Genomic DNA, 19844 nt, shown 5'->3' with positions numbered 1-19844 from the left:
TTGATTTTGCTTTCGGTTGGGCGGCAACCGAAAGCAGTGTTAACGCAAAGTGAAAACAGCAAATTCGTTATTTTTCAGTCGCCAATTCCCAGCGCTTATTCATTAAGTCCGTCGATGCCGAAAGCCGCAGCGATCGCTCGACAATCTCCGGGCTTTCACTGTTTTTTTATGCCGGCGCGCGTAAAAGCGCTGCGCCGCGCACGCCGCTGCTGTCACCGTGCACCGGCGGGAACACCGCCGCCGGCTCCATGCCCGGCAGCAGCCAATGCCGCATCGCCGGCGGCAACAGCCGGTAAAGCTCGCCGACGTTGGACAATCCACCGCCCAGCACGAAGGCATCAACGTCCAGCAGCAGCTGTAAGCCGGCCAGCGCGCTGGCCAGGATGTCGACGTAGATGGTCATCAGCCGCTGCGCGAGCGCATCACCGGCACGATAGCAGGCGACCAGCGCCGGCACGTCAGCGGCCGGATGGGCGAAATGGTGGCTCAGCGCCAGCAGCCCGCTGCCGGAGACGTAGCGTTCAAAGCAGCCGGTCAGCCCGCAGTTGCAGCCGAACAGCGGCAGATCGTAACGCTGCGCCAGCTGGGCCGAGATTGGCATATGGCCCCATTCGCCCGCCACGCCGCTGCGCCCCTTGTGCAGTTGCCGGTTCACCACCAGGCCGCCGCCGGCGCCGGTGCCGATGATGGCGCCGAACACCAGCGGCAGGTGCGCGGTTTGCGGCGTGCTGGCTTCCGACAGCGCGAAGCAGCGGCAGTCGTTCTCAATAGCGATCGGTCGCGCCAGCGCCTGCGTCAAATCATCCGCCAGGCAATGGCCGGTCAGGCAGGGCACGTTGACCGCCAACTGGCGGCGGCTGACGGGATCGGTGATCCCCGGCAAACCGATGCCAATGCTGCCGCGCGTGTGCAGTTCGCGATCCGCCTGCTCGACCAGCCCGGCGATGCAGGCCACGAACTCGCCGTAATCGCCGGTTGGGGTGCGCACCCGCTGGAGCAGCACCTGGTTGAGCCGGCGATCGTAAGCGGCCATTTCAATTTTGGTGCCGCCGATGTCGAAGCCGTAACGCATCTCTGTCGTGGCCATGCTTTAGGCTCCACTCAGGGCGATCACCGCCGCCTCGCGGCGGGCGCGTTCGGCGGCAAACACCATCAGGTGGCTCTCCAGCGCTTCCGCCGGGCCGGCCAGCACCTGGCTCGGATCGTTGGCGCGAATGGCCGCGATAAAGTGCTGCATCAGGAAGTAGTCGCCGCCGCCGTGGCCGGCCATGGCGTGCAGATCCTGGCCGGCGTCGGTGTCGTAATGCGTTTCGCCGTCGTCGAGGAACGAAGTGATGCGGATATGGCGGCCGTCGCCTTCCAGGCAGCCGCGGCTGCCAAAGATGCGGGTGTGACGATCTTCGTGGCGGGTAAAGGCCGTCATGGTGAACGACGCGGTGCGGCCGCCGGCGAACTGCATGTTGACCACCTGATGGTCGACCACGTTATTGTCGCAGCGGTAGACGCAGCGGCCGTAAGGCCCGTCGCGCAGCGCCGCCCGCAGCGTCGTCTGGTCGGGTTCCGGCGTCAGCACGCGCAGAAAACCGGGCGTGGCCTTGTGATCGTCGCCCAGATAGATGCGTTTGGCGGAATAGGGGCAGTTTGCCTCTACCGCGCAATCCAGGCAGTTGTCCGCCGCGCCCGCCGGTTGGTTTTCCTGGCGGAAGTGGCGCAGGTTGCCGAAGGAGCTGACCTGTTCGCAGGGTTGCTCCATCACGTAGCGGATCCAGTCGATGTCGTGGCAGGATTTCTGCAGCAGCATAAAGGCGGCCTGCCGATCGTTGCGCCAGTTGCCGCGCACGAAGGAGTGCGCCTGATGCCAGTAGCCGACCGGTTCCAAATGTTGCAGGCTGACGATGTCGCCGATCGCGCCGTCGCGCAGCAACTGTTTGAGCTTTTGGGTATAGCGGGTGTAACGCAGCACGTGGCCGACCGAGAAGATCAGCCGTTGGCGCGTCACTTCGGCGACGATGGCGCGGCACTCGTCGGCGTCCGGCGACAGCGGTTTTTCCAGCAGCATGGCGTAGCCCTGGCGGGCGAAGGCCAGCGCCGGTTCCAGGTGCATCTGATCCTGGGTGCAGATCAGCACCGCGTCGGCCAGCTTGCCGGCGTCGGCGGCCTGACGCCAGTCGGTGAAGATGTGTTCCGGCGCGATGGCATGCTGCGCCACGAACGGCTCGCGGTAGGCGTCACGCGGTTCCGCTACCGCCACCACCTGCATCAAATCGGGATGCGCCAGCGCATAGCGCGAGTAGATTTCACCGCGCGCCCCGGCGCCGACCACCAGCACCCGCACCGGGCGATGGGCAAAGCTGTTGGGTTGTGTTGACGACATTGCTGGATACTCCGCTGTTGTTATTTGAGGTTTTGGCCGCTGAGCTCGTCGAACAAATGCGCGCGCGTCAGATCGAATGCCAGATGAATGCTTTCGCCGAGGCGCGGCTCCCAGTCCGGCAGCGACGCCATGCGCAGCACGAAGCGCAGATCGGCCAGTTCGCAGTGCAGCAGCTCTTCGTTGCCCATGCGCTCGATAGTGACGATCTGCGCCGGGAAACAGTTGGCGCTGCCGGGCGCGCACAGCCGCAAAGACTCCGGCCGGATGCCGAGACACACCCGCGCATGCGGGTAGTCCGCCAATTGCCGTTGCAGCGCCGGCGGGAGATCGAGCAGGTGCTGCAGGCCGATGCGCAGCCGCACCGTTTGGCCGTCGCGCACGATCGCCAGATCGTGCAAATTCATCGACGGGCTGCCGATAAACTCGGCGACGAAACGGTTGGCGGGGTGGTGATACAGATTGATTGGTTTATCCACCTGCATGATGGCGCCGCGGTTCATCACGCAAATGCGATCGCCCATGGTCATCGCTTCGACCTGATCGTGGGTGACGTACACCATGGTGGCGGCGGCGCCTTCCTGCTTCAGCTGGTTGTGCAGTTCGATCAGCTGTACGCGCATCGACACCCGCAGCTTGGCGTCGAGGTTGGACAGCGGCTCATCGAACAGGAACACCTTGGGCTTGCGCACGATGGCGCGGCCGACCGCCACCCGCTGGCACTGGCCGCCGGAGAGCTGGCCCGGCTTGCGCTGCAGCAGATTGGTGATCTCCAGCTTTTCCGCCGCATCGCGCACCCGGCGGTCGATCTCGGCCTTGCTCTCTTTGCCGATCAGACCGAACGCCATGTTCTTGTACACTGTCATGTGCGGGTACAGCGCATAGTTCTGGAACACCATGGCGACGCCGCGATCCTTCGGCATGCTGTCGTTGACGCAGCGATCGTGGATCAGGATCTGCCCCTCGCTGACGCTCTCCAGCCCGGCGATCATCCGCAGCAGGGTGGATTTGGCGCAGCCGGACGGGCCGACGAACACCATAAATTCCCCGTCTTCAATGTCCAGATCGACGCCGTGCAGCGCGTGGAAACCGTTGGGGTACACTTTTTTAACGCTGTTTAACTGAATTCCGGCCATGTCGTTTACCTTGTCTGCGCGTTAGCCTTTCACCCCGGCGCTGGCGATGCCCTGGATGAAATAGCGTTGGAAAATAATGAACAGCATCAGCATCGGGATCACCGCCATCAGCGCCCCGGCCATCAGCAGCGGGTATTCCACCCCGGCGCGGCTGGAGAGCGAGGCCAGCCCTACCGGCAGCGTCAGCTTCTCGGTGGTGGTATTGACGATCAGCGGCCACATCAGGTTGTTCCAGCTCCACAGGCCGTTGATGATGACGCAGGCGATAATGCCCGGCCGGATCAGCGGCAGCATGATGCGCCAGAAGATGGCGAAGTAGCTGTAACCGTCGATCAGCGCCGCTTCCTCCATCTCCTTCGGCACCGCCAGGAAGAACTGGCGCAGCAGGAAGGTGGCGTAAACGCTGAAAATGCCCGGCAGCACCAACCCGGTGATGCTGTTGACCAGCCCCAGCTTCTGCACCACCAGGAATTGCGGGATCAGAAACGCCTGGCCGGGCACCATCAGGATCGACACGCATACCAGAAACACCGCATCGCGGCCGCGAAAATGCAGGCGCGAGAAGCCATAGGCGGCCAGGGTGGCGATAGCCATCTGCAGGCTGACGGTGAAGAAGGTCGCCAGCAGCGAGTTGAGATAAAAACCGGCGAACGGGATTTCGTGCATCACCCGGCCGTAGGCCTGCAGGCTGGGATGCGCCGGCAGCAGCGTCAGCGGGATCTGGATGCTCTCGGCCTGGGTTTTCAGCGAGGTCACCAGCATCCAGATAAAGGGCACCACCGAGGCCAGCGCCGCCAGCCCCATAAACAGGTACACCAGCGTTTTCTTGCTTGCGTTCATGTGCAGCTCCTCAGCTGACTTTCAGGCGCTTGCCGATCGCCATTTGAATCAGGGTGATCACCAGCGTGACGGCGAACAGCACCACGGTGATGGCGGAGGCGTAACCTTTTTCCTGCAGGTAAAACGCGTACTTGTAGAACAGGTTGGTGACGGTCATCACGTCGTTTTCCACCAGCGCGCGGTCGAACATCAGGAACACCACGTCAAAGACTTGCAGGATCTCGATAAAGCTCATCACCGACACGAAGAACAGCGTCGGCACCATCATCGGCAGCGTGATGCAGAAGAAGCGCCGCAGGGTGCCGATGCCGTCGATATCCGCCGCTTCGTACAACTGGCGTGGAATGCTCTGCAGCCCGGCCAGCAAAATGATGATCTTCAGCGCCAGCGACGACCAGATGATGATGATGGATACGCTGATGCGCACCACGTCCGGATCGGACAGCCAGGCGACCGGCGCAATGTGCAGCAGGCCCAGCGCCTGGTTGATCAGGCCGAAGTCCTTGTTGAACAGCCATTGCCACACCATGGCCACCGCCGCGGGCATGGTGACTGCCGGCAGGAACAGCAGGGTGCGCAGCAGGCCTTTGCCGCGGATATTCTGGTTGAGGCCGATCGCCAGCAGCAGCGACAGGCTCAGGCTGATCGGCACGCAGACCACCACGTAGAACAGGGTGTTGGCGGCGGCGGTGTAAAAGTCGTCGTCTTCGAACAGGTTGAGATAGTTATCGACGCTGATGCTGCTCCAGCGCATGAATTGGTTGAGATCGGTAAAGCTGTAAAAGATGTTTTGCAAGAAGGGGATCAGGTAAAACACCGTCACCCCCAAAAGCAGCGGCAGGATCATCACCCAGCCCCAGAAGCGCTCGGCGCGTTCGAGCCGATTGAGCGCGGGACGGGCGGTGCGCCGGGGGTGTTTCAGGGTGACCGTAGCCGTTTCTGCCAGCGACATGTTGCCATTCCTCACCTATGACGTTCAGCGTGGTTCCCCCGCGGCGCGCGCTCGGGGCTGCGCGCCGCGGCGGGGTGATTACTGCTCCATGACGCGCGCGATCTTCTTGACCGATTTGTCCATTTCCTGCTTAGCGTCCGCGCCCATAAAGATCTTTTTCAGGCTGGCGATCCACATGTTTTGCCACTTCGGCGTATTGGTGCCGGCGGTGGGGTAAGCCTGGGTCACTTCAAGGGTCTGGATATAAGGTGTGACGTCAACCTTTTGGATCTGCTGCGCCCAGACCTTGGCCGCCGTCTTGTTGGCCGGGATCACCACCTTGGCCAGCTCCGCCTGCGAGGCTTCGCTGCTCATGAAGGCGATATATTTCCAGGCGGCCTGCTTGTGGGCGCTTTTGGCCGACATGGCGAAGGCCAGACTGTGCGCCACGCCGGACTGGCGTTCAATTTTGGGCATCATCACCACGCCGATGTGGTCGTTGATCAGCGGGTTATTGGCGAACGGCGCCGCCAGCCAGGAGCCGGCATAGACCATCGCGGCGCGGTTGGACTGGAAGATATTCTCGGTTTTGACTTCGCTCATCTGCTGGGCGCTTGGCATCAGGCCGTCTTTCATCATGCCCTGCAGCTGTTGGTAGACCCAGAGGGATCTGTCGTTGGCGATGTCGGTGGGCTGGCCGTCTTTCGGCACGATGTGGTTGCCGTTTTGGAACAGCAGGTTCATGTAACTGTCCTGACCGTCGATGCTGAGATCCATCACCAGCGGGAAGGCGGCGCCTTTCAGCCCGTTTTTCAGCGCGGCGGCCTTGCTCTTCAGATCGTCCCAGCTCCAGTCGTTGGTAGGGTAGTTGACGCCGGCCTGATCGAACAGCTTTTTGTTGTACCACACGGCGATGGAATCGACGTCGCGCGGAATGGCCATCTGCTGACCGTCATACTGATAGGCTTTCACCGAGCTGGCGACCACGTCGTCCAGCTTAAGGCCGCTGTCTTTAATATAGGGTGCCAACGGCTCCATAATGCCGTTTTTGGCGTACTGCACAAAATAAGGCATATTGATCCAGAATATATCTGGCGCTACGCCGCCGGCGGCGGCGGAATCTAATTTAACGAAATATTGCGCTGAGGGGGTTAATTCTATTTCTATTTTTATATCCGGATTGGCCTGTTCAAAGCGCTTGGCAATCTCCTGTTCGGCGGGTAATTGATTTCTGTCCCAAACGGCATAGCGCAAAGTTATTTTATCTGCGGCATGGAGCAGCGTGGGTAATAATAATGCGCTGGCAAGAATAGAATGCGCCAGCAAGCGGCCGGTATTTTTTATCGGTGACATTGCTTTCCCCTCGGTGAGCGACGAATAGCGTTTTTTGCAACGTAAATTCTTTCTATCCCTTAACTTTCAATGTGTCAATACACCCCCAAACGCCCAAAAATGGGGCGTCAATGTTTCGTTGTTGTTAAAATCGAAAGGCTTTGACGGCCAAGTGAAAGGTGTGTTTATTCACAATTCGTTAACCTTTTGACGGGTTTTTTCCCCGGTGGCGCGGCATTTAGCGGCCTTCGCAGGCATAGGAATAACTGATAACCCTTGCACCATAATGGGGATTAAAAACATTTTTATTGTGCAAGCTTCTTCTTCTTTCATTTTTGTGATGCAAATAAACAAAAAAATCTTGCTGTGGCTGTCAGAGGAGGGTGCAGGAACGTTTTTTATTGCCGGCTATTGTCTGTGGCGATAAAAGACGTTAGCCTGAATTTCACAATATTGACTTATCCAAAATAAAGAGGGCCGATTATCATGCGCCTGTCTCTGGTATTTACGCATTGCCTGGAGAAAGTATTTCATTGCCAAAATATGCCGCCCGTTTCCGTAGAAAATCGGCTGAGCGGGTTAAATAACGAGGTGCTTTCCTGGCAGGCGGTGTACTGTTTGCAAACCCCGGGCAACGAGACTCGCCATGAGCTCAGTTATCAACTTGACGGACCGCTGGCGGCGTATATCAGCGTGCGCCAGGTGCAATCGGTACCGAGCGGTTTTCCCTGTTATCGCGAGACCGATGAGAATTACCTGACGACTGAGCCGGGCTTATTTCCCGATCCGCTGATACCGCTGCCGCAACGGCGTTTTTTTGCCGCCTGCCGCTATTATGGCAGCCTGTGGTTGACCCTGACGCCGCCGGCCGACGCGCAACTGGCCGGCGACTTTCCGTTGACCCTGCGGCTGCTGGATGCCCAGAGCGGCGAGGCGCTGGCCGAGGCCACGCTGATGCTGCATCTGGTGCCGGCGGCGTTGCCGCCGCAAACGCTGTTGCACACCGAGTGGCTGCACACCGACTGCCTGGCGGATTACTACCGTCTGGCGGTGTTCAGCCCGGATTACTGGCGCGCGGTGCGCAACTTTGTGCGCTGCGCGGTGCATAGCGGGGTCAATATGCTGCTGACGCCGCTGTTTACGCCGCCGCTGGATACCGCCGTCGGCGGTGAACGCACCACGGTGCAGTTGGTGAGGGTGTCGCGTTCCGCGCAGGGGTATCGCTTCGATTTCAGCCGCTTGGCGCAGTGGGTGGCGTTGGCGCAGGAAGAGGGCATCGAGCACTTCGAAATCGCGCCGTTGTTTACCCAATGGGGCGCGGCGCATGCGCCGAAGATCGTGGTGGAGGAGCAGGGCGAGGCGCGACCGCTGTTCGGCTGGCACACCGATGCGCAGGGCGAAGCGTACCAGCGTTTTCTGCAGGCGCTGCTGCCGGCGTTGACCGCCTGGTTCCGCGAACGGGGGCTGGAACGGCAGGTGTGGTTCCATGTTTCCGATGAGCCGACGCTGGACAACCTGGCGGCCTACCGGCGCGCCAGCGCCGCGCTGCTGCCGCTACTGGATGGCTTTCGCACTTTCGATGCGCTGTCGGATTTCGCTTTCTATCAGCGAGGCCTGGTGGAAATCCCGGTCGCCGCCACCGATCATATTGAGCCCTTTATCGAACACCGGGTGCCTGGCCTGTGGGCCTATTACTGCTGCGTGCAGAAGACCGAGGTCGCCAACCGGTTCTTCGCCCAGCCTTCGGCGCGCAACCGCATATTGGGCGTGCAGCTCTATCTGTACCGCATCGCCGGCTTTCTGCATTGGGGATTCAACTTCTATAACAGCGCCCATTCGCTCGAACGTATCAATCCTTATGCCGTGACCGACAGCGGCCATGCGTTTCCCTCCGGCGATCCGTTCGTGGTCTATCCGGGCGATGATCTGCAGCCGGTGGAGTCGCTGCGCCTGCGGGTGCTGTATCAGGGGCTGCAAGACATGCGCGCGCTGCAACTGCTGGAGAGTCTGACCGACCGGCCGACGGTTGAGGCGCTGATCGAACGCGAGCTGGGCATGCGCATCACCTTCAAGCGTTATCCGCACCAGGCCGGGCCGCTGCTGCGCCTGCGCGACGCGGTAAACCGCCGCATTGAAGCGTTGCTGGCGCCGATGTGAAGGCAAGTGGGGGCGAAAATGCGTCTTTCGCTCCCAATTCGCCATTACTTTGCTATACCTGATAGTCGATGGATTCACTTTATTGTCATGTAACTGACACGTCAGAGTCACGGCTCTGGCTTAAGTTTGCAGCGACTACGTCAGGAGATAACGCGATGTTCAGCCTGGATTCTCTGTTGCAAGATGCATTTCCACACCGCAATACCCCTGCCTGGCAGCGCAGCCTGCTAAGAACCCTTCTCTTCGAAAAAGAATTCAAGCAGTTCGCCGCCGATTATCCCCACCTGAAAGGGCTCGATCTGATCGAGCAGGTGGTGGACTACTTTAACCTCAGCTGCGAGCTGGTGGACGGCGATCTGGAAAACATCCCGAGCCAGGGGCCGGTGGTGCTCGTGGCCAATCACCCGATCGGTTCGCTCGACGGCCTGGTGCTGCTGCGCGCCGTCGCGGCGGTGCGCCCGGACGTGAAAGTGGTGGCCAGCCAACTGCTGACCTACATTGAACCGCTGCGCAGCCTGTTCGTGCCGGTGGATAACGTCGCTTATAAAACCAGCCGCAAACAGATTGAAGGCATGCAGCAACAACTGGACAATCAGGGCGCGCTAATCCTGTTCCCGGCCGGCGAAGTGTCGCGCATGAGCCCGAAAGGCATCCGCGACGGCCACTGGCATACCGGTTTTCTGCGCCTGGCCGCCAAAGCGCGCGCGCCGATCGTGCCAATCCACATCAGCGCGCGCAACAGCAACCTGTTCTACTTTACCTCACTGGTCTACCGGCCGCTGTCGACGTTGCTGCTGGTGCGCGAAATGTTCCAGCAGCGGGGCGGGCGCATCAAGATCCGCGTGGGCGGCCGCGTGCCGTTCGCCAACTGGCACGACGGCCACACCAGCGCCAAGGATCTGGCGGAGCGTTTTCGCCGCCACGTCTATCGCCTGGGCCAGGGCAAGCCGGGGCTGTTCGCCAGCGAGTCGCCGATCGCGCTGCCGGAAGATCGTCTTGAGCTGAAAAAGGCGCTGGCGAACTGCGAACGGTTGGGGGTAACGCCGGACGGTAAAACCATCTATCTCTACCGTCGCCATGACGAAGCGCGTACGCCGATCCTGCGCGAGCTGGGGCGCCTGCGCGAGATCGCCTTCCGCGCGGTGGGGGAAGGATCCGGCCGCCGCCGCGATCTGGACAGCTACGACGACGATTACTACCACCTGGTGCTGTGGGATGAGGAGGAGTTGGAGATCGTCGGCGCCTATCGCTTTATCCCTACCGCCGAACAAATCGCGCGCAAAGGGCTGGAAAGCATCTACAGCAACAGCCTGTTCCACTATGACCGCGATATGGAACCGATCCTGGCGCAGGGCATCGAACTGGGGCGCAGCTTCATTCAACCGGCCTATTGGGGCAAGCGCGGGCTGGACTATTTGTGGCTGGGCATTGGCGCCTATCTGTCGAAATACCCGCAATATCGCTATCTGTTCGGCCCGGTGTCGATCTCCGGCGGCATGCCGCTGGCGGCGCGCGATTTGCTGATCGCCTTCTACCGGCTCTATTTCTCGCCGGATCACGCCTTCGCGCAGTCGCGCCGGCCTTATCCGGCGTCGCTGCCGCAGGTGCTGGCGCAGTTTGCCGGAGACAACTATCAGGAAGATCTGGTGCGGCTGAAGAGCCTGCTCAGCAACATCGGCTGCTCGATCCCGACGCTGTACAAGCAATACACCGAGCTGTGCGAACCGGGTGGGGTGCAGTTCATCGACTTCGGCACCGACCCGGCGTTCAACAACTGTATCGACGGACTGGTGCTGGTGGATACCACGCGGCTCAAGCCGTCGCGCTATCAGCGTTATATCGCGGTGCACCAGCCGCAGCCGGCCGAGACGGCATGACTATAGTCTGACTCATGCCTTTTTGATCTAAGCACGACCTTGGGGCCGGCGGCGGGATAGCGCTACGATAAACGTTTTGCTTTCCACCGCCGGAGCCTGTCATGCCTCATTCGTTTATCCCGCCGTTATTGTCCGCCGATGAACCGCCCGCAGCTGCCGTTGAAATCCCGCGCGGCAAAGCGCCCTTTTTGCTGCTGTGCGATCACGCCGGCAAGGCGATACCGCAATCTCTTGGCGATCTCGGTTTGCCGCCGGGGGAGATTGAACGCCACATCGGCTGGGATATCGGCGCGCTGAGCGTGTCGCGCCATCTGAGCCGCCAACTGGACGCCACCCTGATCCACCAGCGTTACTCACGGCTAGTGATCGACTGCAACCGGGCGCCCGGCATCGCCAGCTCGATCCCGCATTTGTCCGAACTGACGCCGATACCCGGCAATATCGGCATCGACGCCGAGCACGCGCTGGCGCGCGAGCGTGAGGTGTTTTTGCCGTATCACCACGCCATCGACGATCATTTGGGGCAACGTCAGCTGCGCGAACTGCCGACGGCGGTGATCGCCATGCACAGCTTCACGCCGGTGTTCAAAGGGGAATCGCGCCCCTGGCAGGTGGGGCTGCTGTTTAATCGCTACCCGGAATTTGCGCTGCTGCTGGCCGAACTGCTGCGCGAAGAGGGGGATTTGCAGGTGGGGATCAACGAGCCCTATGCAATGACCGACGCCACCGACTACACGTTGCCGGTGCATGCGGAACGGCGCGGTTTGCCTTATGTCGGCATCGAAATCCGCCAGGATCTGATCGCCGATGAACGCGGGCAGCAGGCGTGGGCGAAACGTTTCGCACGCCTGCTGCCGCAGGCCTGGCAGCGTTGGCAAATTTGACTTTAGGAATATTCCCAGAGATGATAACCGTAAGGAATACGTAATACGTCATTAGAAAAAAAGTCAGGAGAGACGTGTGGAGCACAGCGATAACGGACTGTTTATCAAACGGGAGCGTTTTGAAGTTCTGGCGATTCTGCGTGAAATTTGCAAACAACGCACGCCGCTGCGCGTAGAAAATCAGCAGCACCGGTTTCAAAGTCTGTTATTGAGCGTCGGGCCGGACAATATCGTGTTTAGCGGTGAGGAAGCGGAAAACGCCATCGACGGCGCCTGCACCATCGTGATTGAAAGCCACGACGCCAAAATCGAGTTTTCCGTCGGCCAGGCGGAATTGACCGAACATCAGGGCGTCCAGGCCTGCTCGACCCGACTGCCGCAGGAGTTGGTTTACATCCAGCGCCGCCGTCAGTTCCGCATCACCACGCCGCACTGGCGCCAATTCTTCTGTACCGGCGAATACCCGGACGGCACGCCGTACGAGCTGCGGATCCACGATCTGTCCGCCGGCGGCGTCGGTTTGCGCTTCGACGGCCCGCTGCCGGATTTCTTCCAGCCGGGCCTGCAGTTCAAGAAAGCGGAGTTGGATCTGGGCAGCTACGGCAGCTTCAAGGTCAACATGGAGCTGGTGGTGGTCAACGACGATCAGGAAACCGACGATAACGATCGGGTGGTGCACTTCTCGCGCCTGTCGTGCCGTTTCCTCAAGCTGGGGCTGGCGATGGAACGCAAAATTCAGAGCGCGGTGTTCGCCTTCGAGCTGGATTTCAACAAAAAGAAAAAACGCTGATAGTTATCAGGGGCGGCACGCTGCCCCTGACTCTCCACCGGCCTTACGGCTTTAACGCCCGCAGGCTGCCGATTTCTTCCCAACCGAAATGCGCCGCTTCGGCCAGCACGTCGCACACTTCACCCCCGGCGGCGACCACGGCCGCGTCGAGCGCAGCGCCGCGCAGCAGATGGCTGACCAGCAATGCGGTGAACAGATCGCCGGTGCCTTTGACCGCCGATTTAACCTTCGGATGGGTAAAGCACTGTGTTTCCTGCCGGGTGACCAGCATCAATCCCACCTCGTCTTCGCGCTGCGCGACGCCCGGCGCGCTGGTGACCAGCACCCATTCGGTGGTGTCGTTCAACAGCGCCTGCGCGGCGTGCTGCGTCTGCTCCCGGCTGCTCAGAGAGCGGCCGCACAGCTGCTCCAGTTCGAAACCGTTCGGCGTCAGGCCGTTGGCCAGCCGCAGGAACGGCGAGCGATAGCAGTTGACGATGCGCTCATCCACGTAGATCCCTTCACCGTAATCGCCCATCACCGGATCGATATAGATTTTTATCTGAGGATTGAGCGAGCGCACCCGCTGCAGCCAGTTGGCCAGAATGTGGCACTGCATCACATCGCCCAGGTAGCCGACGATCACCGCCCGGGTGCGCTTCATCACGCCGCGGGCAATCAGATCGTCGAGAAAGCCGCCGAACCACTCGCCGGAGATGACGCCGCCGTGCGGCTTGCCGTAATAGGGCGGGCAGCCGAACAGCACGCTCGGCACCTGCAGCGCTTCCAGCCCCTTTTTCAGCAGGGCGCGGTAGGCGATGCCGTTGCCGACGCTGCCGTAGACCACCTGAGATTGAATGCTGATCACGTCGATGGACGGTGACCGCAAGGGTGAAGACTGTTGCATGAGTTACATCCTTGGTTCGTTATTATCCAGCCAGCGGGCGAACACCTGCCGCGCGCGTTGTTCCAGCTGCGCGCCGTGGCGCGCCGCCTGTTCGCGCAGGCTCTGGGGCGCAACGCCGGCCAGTTCCAGCTCGCAGGCATGGCCAATCAGCCAGCGTTCGATATCGCGGTGATCCGCCTCCAGATGGAACTGCAGGCCGAGCGCGAACCCCTGATAGTCGAAAGCCTGATGCGGGCAAATCGCCGTGCCGGCCAGGCAGCGGGCGCCGTCCGGGATCATGAACATATCGCCGTGCCAATGCAGCACCGGCGTATCGGCCAGCGGCGCCAGCACCGAGTCGTCTTCCGCCGCGAGCGTAGTCAGCGGGGCGAAGCCGATCTCTTTGACGCCGAGCGAGATCACGTCGGCGCCCAGCGCCTGGGCGATCACCTGCGCGCCGAGACACACTCCGAGGGTCGGTCGCCGCTGCGCCAGGCGCTGTTTGACCAGCGCCAATTCATGGTCGAGAAAATCGTAGCGCTGCTCACCGGAAAAGTGCTGGGCGGCGCTGATCGGCCCGCCGAGCACCACCAACAGATCGGTCTCTTCATTATTGATAGCACGAATATCATCGCGGCCGGCATCGTAATAATCGATCTGATAGCCACGCAGTGAGAGCAGGGAACCGAGGATACCCAGGTTTTCAAAATTGACGTGTCGAATGGCGACGGCTTTTTTCATTGTTTAACCTCGCTAGCGTGGGTGAACGGCGTCAGCGCCAGCGACTCGCCCAGCACCGTGATGCCTTGCGCGCCGCTCTGGTAGACGATGCGGCGTTCGCTGACCTGGCTGAGCTGCACCTGATAACCCTGCGCGGCCGGGAACAGCGCGCACGCCTGTTCCAGCTGATCGGCTGCCCAGGGGGTGAACATCTGCAGGCGGGCAAAGGCTTTTCCTGCATACTGAATGTCGAGCACGTAATGTTTATCCATGGAACCCCTTACTTTTGGCCGCGGAAACGGGTAATATTATTTGAACTAGTACAAAAGGATTTACGTATGACTTCATTGTATGCAAAAGGCGGCGGCGCTGTCCAGATTGCCGAGCAGATCGCCACACGCATCAAAGACGGCGCGCTGCGGCCGGGTGAGCTGTTGCCGCCGGTACGCCAACTGGCGGCAGAGCTGGAGGTCAATCCGAATACCGTCGCCAGCGCTTACGCCCGATTGCGCGACGCCGGTCTGGTGGCGACGCGCGGGCGGGCGGGAACGGTGGTGCTGGAACCGCCGCTGGCGGCGGTGAGTGCGGCCTATGTGCCGCGTCAGGTGCCGGCGGGGATGTGCGATCTGGCCAGCGGTAACCTGGATGCCGCATTGTTGCCGGTGCTGGCGCTTGGCGCGGCGGAGGCGTTCCCGCAGCAAAACGGCTATGACATCAGCGGTGATCTGCCGATATTGACCGGTCTGGGGCGCGAGTGGCTCGGCCGCCAGGGCGTGGCCCTGGGGGAACCGGCGGTGTTTTCCGGCGCGCTGGACGCGATGGAAAAGGCGCTGCGCTGCCATGTCCAGCCTGGGGCGGCGGTGTGGGTGGAAGATCCCTGCTGGCCGCCGCTATTGACGCTGTTGCGCCACCTGCGTCTGCGGCCGCTGCCGCTGGCGGTAGATGAACAGGGCTGTCGGTTGCCGGAAAGCGGGGCGGCCGGTGCGGTGATCCTGACGCCGCGCGCCCACAATCCGACCGGGGCCTCGCTTTCAGCGCAACGTGCGCAGCAGTGGCGGCGTTTTCTGCGCGACAACCCGCAGTGTCTGGCGATCGTCGACGATTTCTGGGGGCCGTTGTCGCAGCAGCCGCTGCATCTGCCGTTCGACGGCGATCGCGGCCTGTATGTGCTGTCGCTGAGCAAGTTTCTCAGCCCGGATCTGCGCATCGCGCTGGCCTGCGGTGACCCGACGTTGCTGCAGGCGATGCGCGCCGATCAGTACATCAGCGAACGCTGGGTCAGCCATATCTTGCAGCAGATCGCCGCCAGGCTGTGGAGACAGACCTTGCAGGAAGGGCAACTGCAGCGGGCGCAACAGGCATATCAGGCCAGAAGGGATGAACTGGTGCAGCGGCTCAATGCATTGAATCACACGGCGCTGGCGGTGGGTGAAGGGCTGCATCTGTGGTTGCCGGTGCGGTCGGAAACCGCCGCCGCGCAGCTGATGGCGCAGCGGGGGTGGTTGGTGCAGGGCGGTGAACCTTTCCGCCTGAAGGGCGGCCCGGCGCTCCGCGTCAGCCTGGCTAACGTCACGCCGGCGCAGTTGGCGCCACTGGCGCAGGATCTGACCGACGCCATGCGGGCCGGGGCGGCGATCAACTAGGCCGGCGTCAAACTCTCCTCCGCCAGCAGCTATAGCGAGGTGAGCCGGGCGCTCGGTTCGGCGATCGGCGTGCCGATTTCCCCGTCGGCGCTCGGACTTTTTTCCAATATGCTCAAGGCATAAGCCATTTTCCCGCTCCTTTCATCATCAGACATGCCTGACAAATACCCTGCGGGCGGCGAGTGGCTTAATACTGGTTGGCGATAGGGTATTCCATTGATCCAAAACGGCGCAGGACGGCAAAACACCGCGCTGTTACCCCTCCAGCCAGGCCTTCAGACGAATGGCGTCACGGTAATGGCCGTAGCGCGGCTGTGCGCCGAGCAGGATCATCACCACCGGCTGCCCCTTGATGGTGGTGCGCATCACCAGGCAGTGACCGGCCTCGTCGGTAAAGCCGGTTTTCTGCAGCTGGATCTTCCAGGCCGGGTTATTGATTAAGCCATTGGAGCTGCGGTAGACCAGTTGGCCGCGGCCAGGGCGTACGATCTGCTGCTTGTCGGTGCTGAAGCGGCGAATCGACTGATAGCGATAGGCGTGATTGACCATCTTCAGCAGATCGTTGGCGCTCGCCACATTGCGCGGCGTCAGCCCGGTCGGATCGTAGAAGCGGGCGCGTTTCATGCCGATGGCGCGCGCTTTCTGATTCATTTTCGCCACAAAGGCCTTGCGTCCGCCGGGATAATTGCGGCTCAGCGCGGCGGCGGCGCGGTTCTCCGAAGACATCAGGGCGATGTGCAGCATGTCGCGGCGGCTGAGCACCGAGCCGATGGTCAGGCGCGAATGGGTTTTCTTCAGCAGATCGCGATCGGCGGCGGTGACTTTGAGCTTGCTGGCCATCGGGCGTTTGCTGTCCAGGGCGACCATGGCGGTCATCAGCTTGGTGAGTGAGGCGATCGGCAGCACGCGATTCGGCTGCTTCTGATAGAGGGTCTTTCCGGTGCGTTGATTGACGACCAGCACCGATTTGGCATTCAGCACCAGCGGCGGCGCAGCAGCATGCGCGGGCGCCAAAACGAACAGCAGGCTGAACAGGAGGGCGGCGCCGAAGCGCCGGACAGGCAGACGGAGAAAAACGTGAGATAAAAGCATAACGGCGGCAATAGTGACCCTAAGTGATTAAAAAATATCAAAAGAGTCTGCCCGGCAAATGTGAAGAAAATAGGGCGATAATCGCTCAAACTGTTACAACAATCCTTTTTGTCGCAGCGTGAGCGGATGGCCTCGTTCAAATCGTAGTCCGCGAGACGCTCTCGCGGCGCCCAGCTTTTGCCATGCCGGCGCAGGATCTGTCTGACGCCATGCGGGCCAGCGCGGCGATCAACTAGGCCAGCGTCAGGCTCTCCTCCGCCAGCAGCTGTAGCGAGGTGAGCCGGGCGCTCGGTTCGCCGATCGGCGTGTCGATGATGAACTCGTCCACGCCGTACTGCTGCTGCAGCAGCGCCAGTTGCTGATGTACCTGCGGCGCGGTACCGAGCAGGATATGGCTTTCCCGCGGCTCGATGCGGTAGTCGGTGGCGCCGGCCTGCTGCACGAAACTCTCTGCCTGCGCCAGGCTGCCGACGGTCACGCTCTGCTCACCGGCGACGTGCACGCGGTATTGCCGAATGTCCGCCGCCAGTGCCGCGGCTTGTTCTGCACTTGGCGCCACGATCGCCGCTACCGCCAGCAGCGCCTTGCGGCCGCCGCTGTGTGCGGCGTAGCGCGCCAGCGCTTCGTGAATGTCTTGCGGATTGCTGTTCAGATGCGCGGCGAACACGAAAATCCAGCCGGACTCGGCCGCCAGCGTCGCGCTCTCTTTGCTGGCACCGAGCAGAAAGCGCTGAGCGCCGTGCGGCGGCAACGGCGTGGCGCTCAGGCCGGGTTCGGCGTCGTCGTTCAGGTAGGCGGTCAGCTGCGACAACTGCTGTGAGAAGGCTGGTTTATTTTGCCGGTCATGGGCGGCCTGCAGCGCCTGGGTGGCAAGCGGCAAACCACCGGGCGCTTTGCCTACCCCGAGATCGACGCGCCCCGGCGCCAGCGCCGCCAGCAGGTTGAAGTTTTCGGCCACTTTGTAGGCGCTGTAGTGTTGCAGCATCACGCCGCCGGAGCCGATACGGATGCGCGACGTCTGGCCGAGCAGGTAACCGATCAGCACCTCCGGCGACGGGCAGGCAAGCTGCGGCGTGTTGTGGTGCTCCGCCAGCCAGAAACGCCGATACCCCCAGCGTTCCGCCTGTTGCGCCAGATGCAGCGTGCGCGCCAGCGCCTGCGCGGCACTTTCCCCGTCGGCGATCGGACTTTTTTCCAATATGCTCAAGGCATAAGCCATTTTCCCGCTCCTTTCATCATCAGATATGCCTGACAAATACCATGCGGGCGGCGCGAGGCTTAATACTGATTGGAGATAGAATATTCCATTGATCCAAAACGGATTTAGATATGCGCAGGACGGCAAAACGGTTCAAATAACGAAGCGTTGAGCGTCGTTCGGTGTAAACGACCCCGGGTATTTTAGAGGCGTGTTTGAGGTTAACATTTCTAAAATACCCGTTCGGAAAAACCTGCTTCTTTAATAAGCTGACAGGTACAGTTTTTTAAACGCGATCGCTTTGCAGTGATACGTAATTTTTCTGCAGCCTTTTGTTGATTTTCATTGCCGGACTTTCTATCCATTTGAAACTCAAATAGGCAAAAATACTTGAGGCTATCATTGATATCGACATGTTAATGTATGGCGAGGCCACAAATATGGATGCGATGACTTGCTGTATTGGAAATGCCCAAAGATAAATGCCGTAGGAGATGTCATTTTTTATCCTCAACCTTTTCATATAGGGCGTCGATGCGCAGTATAACAAGAGAATGGAAGAGAATACATAAAATAGCGCGGTCTTGCCGATCTCATCGTCGACGATAAAGAAAGCGAGGAGTGCGATAATGGCTGTCGCCAACAGGTCGCGAGTAGTTGCCCGATCTTTCAGTATTGCCAGAAGGCAACCTATTGCAAAAAAAGGATAAAGTAAATAGATGCTTGGACTATCTGATTTCACGATCAGATGACCTTTTAACGGAGTAAAAGGCTCAACGAGTATAACGATGGATATGAATGCGATAAATAGCTTCTTGTAGGGGCCAAAGATAAGACTGACCAAGTATATTAAGAGCAGGTAAGAATATGCCTTCACTTCCATAGGGATAGTCCAAAGCGAGCCGTTTACGGCGTTGGAGGCATTGCTGCTAAAGACACCAGGGAGGTGGTACTGAACATCGAGTTTTAATGTTTTAACGACATAAGACCAAACGTCACTTGATGTGAAATAATCGGAAGGACTTAATGTGCTTAACCAAGGGCTAATAATGAGTGCTGATATGATGACCGTTAGCGCATAAGCCGGAAAAACCCTGAGAAAGCGTGAGCTAACATAATTTATTATTCTGCCATTGGCAAGGAGACTATTGGTAACGAGTAGGCCACTGATTAGGAAAAAGGTTTTTACGGCTAAGCCACCGAATGAAATATGCCCCAGCAAGGTTATTTTGTATAAGATGTCATTACTTCCCTCGGATGGAGATAAGACAAAAGCGTGGGCATAGATAACAAAATAAGCACACAGAATTCTAACTAAATCAAGGTTGTTGTTTTCTCTTTTTATAAATTGATCAATGGTAATAGCTTTCATTAATAAACCACATTATTAAAATTTATCTGTCAGTATATTAACATTGTCAATGCAGGACAGGAAGGTAATTGCTCTGGCGTTCGTTTCCCTCAGAATGGGGCGGGCTCGTTCTGTCATCACTCCCCGTTACAGAACGATACCCGTTGTACCCTTGCTGTAATGACTACAACAGCCCGCGTTGCCGAAGGGTGAAGCGGGTGGCCTCGTTCAAATCGTAGTCCGCGAGACGCTCGCGCGGCACCCAGGCGTAGTCGTCGAACTCGTCGTTGATCGTCACGTCGCGGTTGGCGGCATGGCAGTCGAAAATCAGGTAAATCATGTAGATTTGCTCCTGGCTGCCGTCGGCGTAGGTTTTCATGCGCACGTCATCGCGGAAGGTCCAGGGCGTGATGTTGTCGAGGATCAGCGCGGCGCCCAACTCTTCGCGCACTTCGCGCCGCAGCGCCTGTTCTATCTGTTCACCCGGCTCGACGCCGCCGCCGGACAGCGCCCACTGACCGGGAAACACGCCTTTGTGCGCCGCCATCTTGCACAGCAGAAAGGCGTTATCGTTTTCAATCAGCGGGCAGACAATGATGCGTTGGCGCATGGAAGACTCCTGTCAAAATGGAAAGCAGCCACTTTAACATGGGGTTT

18 protein-coding genes are annotated in these 19844 nt (G+C 59.9%); 5 read left to right on the top strand and 13 right to left on the bottom strand.

Annotated features, from left to right (window positions below):
• Positions 1–166: 166 nt before the first annotated feature.
• The 6 genes from ACP39K_RS01665 to ACP39K_RS01640 form a co-directional block, all read right to left on the bottom strand.
• Positions 167–1072, bottom strand: a complete 906-nt coding sequence (locus ACP39K_RS01665) for an ROK family protein (RefSeq protein ID WP_497008374.1) — start codon at positions 1070–1072, stop codon at positions 167–169.
• An 18-nt stretch (positions 1073–1090) separates the two neighbouring features.
• Complete coding sequence (locus tag ACP39K_RS01660) at positions 1091–2374, bottom strand: Gfo/Idh/MocA family protein (RefSeq protein ID WP_497008259.1); 1284 nt, start codon at positions 2372–2374, stop codon at positions 1091–1093.
• A 20-nt stretch (positions 2375–2394) separates the two neighbouring features.
• Entirely contained in the window at positions 2395–3507 is a 1113-nt protein-coding gene (locus tag ACP39K_RS01655) for an ABC transporter ATP-binding protein (protein ID WP_016927599.1), read from the bottom strand.
• A 21-nt stretch (positions 3508–3528) separates the two neighbouring features.
• Positions 3529–4347: a carbohydrate ABC transporter permease gene (locus ACP39K_RS01650; protein ID WP_016927600.1), complete on the bottom strand. Its 819-nt coding sequence runs from the start codon at positions 4345–4347 to the stop codon at positions 3529–3531.
• 10 nt (positions 4348–4357) lie between these two features.
• Positions 4358–5299, bottom strand: coding sequence for a carbohydrate ABC transporter permease (locus ACP39K_RS01645; protein ID WP_015377976.1), 942 nt, complete (start codon positions 5297–5299; stop codon positions 4358–4360).
• Positions 5300–5377: 78 nt separating this feature from the next.
• Positions 5378–6631: an ABC transporter substrate-binding protein gene (locus tag ACP39K_RS01640; protein ID WP_497008258.1), complete on the bottom strand. Its 1254-nt coding sequence runs from the start codon at positions 6629–6631 to the stop codon at positions 5378–5380.
• Positions 6632–7096: 465 nt separating this feature from the next.
• On the opposite strand from ACP39K_RS01640, the gene ACP39K_RS01635 reads away from it, so the two are divergent.
• From ACP39K_RS01635 to ACP39K_RS01620, 4 genes are all read left to right on the top strand, one after another.
• Complete coding sequence (locus tag ACP39K_RS01635; RefSeq protein ID WP_497008257.1) at positions 7097–8767, top strand: DUF4091 domain-containing protein; 1671 nt, start codon at positions 7097–7099, stop codon at positions 8765–8767.
• Positions 8768–8922: 155 nt separating this feature from the next.
• Positions 8923–10644 carry an ornithine lipid synthase OlsF gene (olsF, locus tag ACP39K_RS01630; RefSeq protein ID WP_048794990.1) on the top strand — a complete coding sequence of 574 codons (1722 nt, stop codon included), beginning with the start codon at positions 8923–8925 and terminating at the stop codon, positions 10642–10644.
• A gap of 101 nt (positions 10645–10745) precedes the next feature.
• A complete protein-coding gene (locus ACP39K_RS01625) occupies positions 10746–11528 on the top strand; it encodes an N-formylglutamate amidohydrolase (protein WP_016927605.1) in 783 nt (260 codons plus the stop codon).
• A gap of 76 nt (positions 11529–11604) precedes the next feature.
• A complete protein-coding gene (locus tag ACP39K_RS01620) occupies positions 11605–12318 on the top strand; it encodes a flagellar brake protein (protein ID WP_097101956.1) in 714 nt (237 codons plus the stop codon).
• 43 nt (positions 12319–12361) lie between these two features.
• Here ACP39K_RS01620 and ACP39K_RS01615 read toward each other — a convergent pair whose 3' ends face one another.
• From ACP39K_RS01615 to ACP39K_RS01605, 3 genes are read right to left on the bottom strand one after another with little or no spacing between them, the layout of a single operon-like run.
• A complete protein-coding gene (locus tag ACP39K_RS01615; RefSeq protein ID WP_147827294.1) occupies positions 12362–13204 on the bottom strand; it encodes a PfkB family carbohydrate kinase in 843 nt (280 codons plus the stop codon).
• A gap of 3 nt (positions 13205–13207) precedes the next feature.
• Positions 13208–13924, bottom strand: coding sequence for a glutamine amidotransferase (locus ACP39K_RS01610; RefSeq protein ID WP_497008256.1), 717 nt, complete (start codon positions 13922–13924; stop codon positions 13208–13210).
• The gene (locus ACP39K_RS01605; protein WP_016927608.1) at positions 13921–14175 is read right to left on the bottom strand and encodes a hypothetical protein; all 255 of its coding nucleotides are present in this window, start codon (positions 14173–14175) and stop codon (positions 13921–13923) included. The genes ACP39K_RS01610 and ACP39K_RS01605 overlap by 4 nt, the downstream gene beginning before the upstream one ends.
• A 66-nt stretch (positions 14176–14241) precedes the next feature.
• On the opposite strand from ACP39K_RS01605, the gene ACP39K_RS01600 reads away from it, so the two are divergent.
• Positions 14242–15546: an aminotransferase class I/II-fold pyridoxal phosphate-dependent enzyme gene (locus ACP39K_RS01600; protein ID WP_497008255.1), complete on the top strand. Its 1305-nt coding sequence runs from the start codon at positions 14242–14244 to the stop codon at positions 15544–15546.
• Positions 15547–15801: 255 nt separating this feature from the next.
• Here the strand turns inward: ACP39K_RS01600 and pbpG are convergent, their stop codons facing one another.
• The 4 genes from pbpG to nudI all read right to left on the bottom strand — a co-directional run bounded on the left by pbpG (position 15802) and on the right by nudI (position 19797).
• Complete coding sequence (gene pbpG / locus ACP39K_RS01595; RefSeq protein ID WP_089184661.1) at positions 15802–16638, bottom strand: D-alanyl-D-alanine endopeptidase; 837 nt, start codon at positions 16636–16638, stop codon at positions 15802–15804.
• Between the two features lie 232 nt (positions 16639–16870).
• Positions 16871–17857 (bottom strand): MsnO8 family LLM class oxidoreductase, encoded by a 987-nt coding sequence (locus tag ACP39K_RS01590; protein WP_497008254.1) that lies wholly within the window; start codon positions 17855–17857, stop codon positions 16871–16873.
• A gap of 265 nt (positions 17858–18122) precedes the next feature.
• Positions 18123–19208, bottom strand: coding sequence for an acyltransferase family protein (locus ACP39K_RS01585; protein ID WP_048795462.1), 1086 nt, complete (start codon positions 19206–19208; stop codon positions 18123–18125).
• Positions 19209–19371: 163 nt separating this feature from the next.
• Complete coding sequence (nudI, locus tag ACP39K_RS01580; RefSeq protein WP_115116971.1) at positions 19372–19797, bottom strand: nucleoside triphosphatase NudI; 426 nt, start codon at positions 19795–19797, stop codon at positions 19372–19374.
• Positions 19798–19844 lie beyond the last annotated feature (47 nt).

The sequence above is a fragment of the Serratia sp. EC4 genome, assembly GCF_059652115.1.
This window is presented reverse-complemented; position numbering and strand designations above follow the sequence as displayed.

What these genes read in the sequence shown, in the direction of transcription:
- ACP39K_RS01665 (WP_497008374.1), bottom strand. Translation starts at nt 1,072, where the DNA reads ATGCGTTACGGCTTCGACATCGGCGGCACCAAAATTGAAATGGCCGCT.
- ACP39K_RS01660 (WP_497008259.1), bottom strand. Translation starts at nt 2,374, where the DNA reads ATGTCGTCAACACAACCCAACAGCTTTGCCCATCGCCCGGTGCGGGTG.
- ACP39K_RS01655 (WP_016927599.1), bottom strand. Translation starts at nt 3,507, where the DNA reads ATGGCCGGAATTCAGTTAAACAGCGTTAAAAAAGTGTACCCCAACGGT.
- ACP39K_RS01650 (WP_016927600.1), bottom strand. Translation starts at nt 4,347, where the DNA reads ATGAACGCAAGCAAGAAAACGCTGGTGTACCTGTTTATGGGGCTGGCG.
- ACP39K_RS01645 (WP_015377976.1), bottom strand. Translation starts at nt 5,299, where the DNA reads ATGTCGCTGGCAGAAACGGCTACGGTCACCCTGAAACACCCCCGGCGC.
- ACP39K_RS01640 (WP_497008258.1), bottom strand. Translation starts at nt 6,631, where the DNA reads ATGTCACCGATAAAAAATACCGGCCGCTTGCTGGCGCATTCTATTCTT.
- ACP39K_RS01635 (WP_497008257.1), top strand. Translation starts at nt 7,097, where the DNA reads ATGCGCCTGTCTCTGGTATTTACGCATTGCCTGGAGAAAGTATTTCAT.
- olsF (WP_048794990.1), top strand. Translation starts at nt 8,923, where the DNA reads ATGTTCAGCCTGGATTCTCTGTTGCAAGATGCATTTCCACACCGCAAT.
- ACP39K_RS01625 (WP_016927605.1), top strand. Translation starts at nt 10,746, where the DNA reads ATGCCTCATTCGTTTATCCCGCCGTTATTGTCCGCCGATGAACCGCCC.
- ACP39K_RS01615 (WP_147827294.1), bottom strand. Translation starts at nt 13,204, where the DNA reads ATGCAACAGTCTTCACCCTTGCGGTCACCGTCCATCGACGTGATCAGC.
- ACP39K_RS01610 (WP_497008256.1), bottom strand. Translation starts at nt 13,924, where the DNA reads ATGAAAAAAGCCGTCGCCATTCGACACGTCAATTTTGAAAACCTGGGT.
- ACP39K_RS01605 (WP_016927608.1), bottom strand. Translation starts at nt 14,175, where the DNA reads ATGGATAAACATTACGTGCTCGACATTCAGTATGCAGGAAAAGCCTTT.
- ACP39K_RS01600 (WP_497008255.1), top strand. Translation starts at nt 14,242, where the DNA reads ATGACTTCATTGTATGCAAAAGGCGGCGGCGCTGTCCAGATTGCCGAG.
- pbpG (WP_089184661.1), bottom strand. Translation starts at nt 16,638, where the DNA reads ATGCTTTTATCTCACGTTTTTCTCCGTCTGCCTGTCCGGCGCTTCGGC.
- ACP39K_RS01590 (WP_497008254.1), bottom strand. Translation starts at nt 17,857, where the DNA reads ATGGCTTATGCCTTGAGCATATTGGAAAAAAGTCCGATCGCCGACGGG.
- ACP39K_RS01585 (WP_048795462.1), bottom strand. Translation starts at nt 19,208, where the DNA reads ATGAAAGCTATTACCATTGATCAATTTATAAAAAGAGAAAACAACAAC.
- nudI (WP_115116971.1), bottom strand. Translation starts at nt 19,797, where the DNA reads ATGCGCCAACGCATCATTGTCTGCCCGCTGATTGAAAACGATAACGCC.